A 2,756-nucleotide genomic window follows, 5' to 3' on the forward strand; every position below is an offset into this window, starting at 1 on the left:
GAGCGGCTCGCTCGGCGGGGATGTCCGGGGGCCCGGTGGTCAGTTCCGGGCGGTGGCGGTGCCGGTGTACAGGAGGCGGTTGGGTGTGCCGCTGCCGGCGTCGGAGACGGCGCCGCGGGTGGCCGAGTCGGTCAGCCCCTGCTGTACGTCGGCGGGCCGGGCGTCCGGGTGCGCGGAGAGCCACAGGGCCGCGGCGCCCGTGACGTGGGGCGCGGCCATCGAGGTGCCGGTGAGCGACTTGGTGGCGCTGTCACCGCTGTTCCAGGCGGAGTTGATACCGGTGCCGGGGGCGAACAGGTCGGTGCAGCGCCCGTAGTCGGAGTCGGAGCGCCGCCGGTCGGAGGAGTCCGCGTTGTTGACCACGACGGCCTCGGCGATGCCACCCGGCGAGTTGTGGCAGGCGTCGGTGTTCATGTTGCCCGACGACACCACCCAGGTGATCCCGGCGGCGATGGACTTCCTGATCGCGGCGTCCTCGCTGCTGATCGGGGAGGTGCTGTTGATGCTCATGTTGACGACCGCCGGTTTGACCGCGTGCGCGGTGATCCAGTCGGCCGCCGCGATGATCGCCGACGTACTGGCGCTGTCGTGGCAGTCGGTGACGCGGACGGCGACCAGCTTGACGCCCTTGGCGACGCCGTAGTCCTTCCCGCCGACCGTGCCCGCCACATGGGTGCCGTGGCCCAGGCAGTCCTGTCCGGCGCGCCCGTCGCCCACCTCGTCCACCCCGACACTCGCCCGGCCCTGGAACTGGGTGTGGGTGGTGCGCAGTCCGCTGTCGACGAGGTACGCGGTGACGTTGCTCGCGGTGGTGGCGTACGTATAGCTCCTGTCCAGCGGCAGGGACCGCTGGTCGATGCGGTCCAGGCCCCAGGAGGGCGGGTTGGTCTGGGTGGCGGAGGAGTGCTGGCGGGCGTCCTGCTCGACGTAGGCCACCGCGGGGTCGGCTGCCGTGGCGCGGGCCTGCTCCGCGGTCATGTCGGCCGCGTAGCCGTCGAGCACCGTGGTGTAGGTGTGCCGCACGGTGCCGCCGTGGAGGTGGGCGAGCCGTCCGGCGGCGGCCGGACCGCCGGTTGGCGCGCGGTCCTTGAGGACCACGATGTACCGGCCGCCGATCGCGTCCGGCATCCGGCGCACTCCCGCCGGTGGTCCCGTCTCGGAGGGTGGCCGGTTCGCCGCGTGCGCCAGGTGCACGGGCAGCACGGGGGCGGCGGCCAGCAGAACGGTCAGGGCGCAGAGTCGGGCACGTGTGTGCACGTCAGCTCCTAGGGGGGAGGCGGTGAGGGGACGGACCTTCCGCGTCCGTTTGGTGTACCGCCGTTGACGGGCGGGTGGTGTCCCGTCGTCGCCAGTGGCGAGAACGGGCACCCCGGCCGATGGTGCAAACCGGCCCGAACGTCACCTTCCGCATCCCGCGCCGCGCGGGCGCACCGGCATGGCACGATGGCCGCCATCGACGACACGGAACTGCCGCAGGAGCTGCGCCGACTGGGACTCGGGCCCGGCGAGGCCGCGGTGTACACGGCGCTGCTCCGCCGCGGCCGGATGCCGGTGGCCGAACTGGCCGAGCGGCTGGGCCGGGAGCCCGCGGAGGCGGAGCACCTCACCCGCAGGCTCATCGGCCTCGGTCTGGTCGCCGTGCTCGACGCCGAGGCGGACGCCGTCTCACCGGTCGAACCGACCATCGCCCTCGACCACCTCGCCCACGCCCGCTCCGCCGAACTGCGCCAGGCGCACGTGGCGGCCCTCAACGCCTTTCGCGACTTCCGGCGCTCGGTGCACTCGCAGCCCACCGACGACCTCCTGGAAGTCGTCTCCGGGCCCCAGGTCGCCGAGCGCATCTGGCAGGTGGAGGGCGCCGCCGAGAGCGAGGTCCTGCGCTTCGACTCACCGCCGTACCACACGGCGGGCGGCCCGAACCCGACCGAAGTGGAGAAGCTGGCGCGGGGAGTTGTCTACCGCGTGGTGTACTCCTCGTCCGCGGTGCGCAACACTACGTACTACGCGGACAACATCCAGCCGTGCATCGCGGCGGGCGAGCAGGCCCGGGTGCTGCCCACCGTGCCGGTCAAACTCACCGTCTTCGACCGGCGGTTGGCGATCGTGTCGATGTCGTCGGTGGAGGCCGAGTCCAACGACTCGCTGCTCCTGGTGCGCCCCTCCAGCCTGCTCTCCGCGCTGACCGGCCTCTTCGAGACGGCCTGGCGCTCCGCCTATCCGATGCATCTGAGCGGGCAGGTGCCGCGCGCGCTGCGCCCCGTCCAGCGCCGCATCCTGGAGCTGCTCGCCACCGGGGTGAGCGACGACGACATCGCCGACCTGCTGGGCGTCAGCCGCCGCACCCTGTCCCGCAACCTCGAACAGCTCCACCGGCTCGCGGGCTCCGTCTCCCGCTTCCAGCTCGCGCTGCACGCGGCGCGGCACGACTGGATCTGACGGGACCAAAAGCCCGCGGCCGAGCCAAACAAGCGGGCCAGGCCGGACCCCCTAAGGGGCGCGGGGAACTGCGCACTCGGCCCAAGAGGCCCGCAGCCGAACGAACCACGCGCAGCTGAAACACCCCCCGCAGCACCCCCCGCCCTATGGACAGCCCCTGTCATGTACCCCTAAAACTGATGCGGCATCAGCTTTACCCGAGCCGACCCCCCATGACCGAGGAGCCCGATGAGACCGACACGGAACGCATCGCGCCTCACCACCGCCGGGATAGCCGTCGCGGCCGGCGCCATGCTCGCCGCCGCGCTCGCCCCCGCCTC

2 protein-coding genes are annotated in these 2,756 nt (G+C 72.6%); one reads left to right on the forward strand and one right to left on the reverse strand.

Annotation, left to right across the window (positions count from 1 at the left end):
• Positions 1-39 precede the first annotated feature (39 nt).
• A complete protein-coding gene (locus ACJA3G_RS34605; RefSeq protein ID WP_406556994.1) occupies positions 40-1,257 on the reverse strand; it encodes a S8 family peptidase in 1,218 nt (405 codons plus the stop codon).
• Positions 1,258-1,443: 186 nt separating this feature from the next.
• On the opposite strand from ACJA3G_RS34605, the gene ACJA3G_RS34610 reads away from it, so the two are divergent.
• The gene (locus ACJA3G_RS34610; RefSeq protein ID WP_406556995.1) at positions 1,444-2,436 is read left to right on the forward strand and encodes a helix-turn-helix domain-containing protein; all 993 of its coding nucleotides are present in this window, start codon (positions 1,444-1,446) and stop codon (positions 2,434-2,436) included.
• Positions 2,437-2,756 lie beyond the last annotated feature (320 nt).

Source organism: Streptomyces sp. YS-3, assembly GCF_045257485.1.
In the GTDB taxonomy this organism is placed as follows: Bacteria; Actinomycetota; Actinomycetes; order Streptomycetales; family Streptomycetaceae; genus Streptomyces.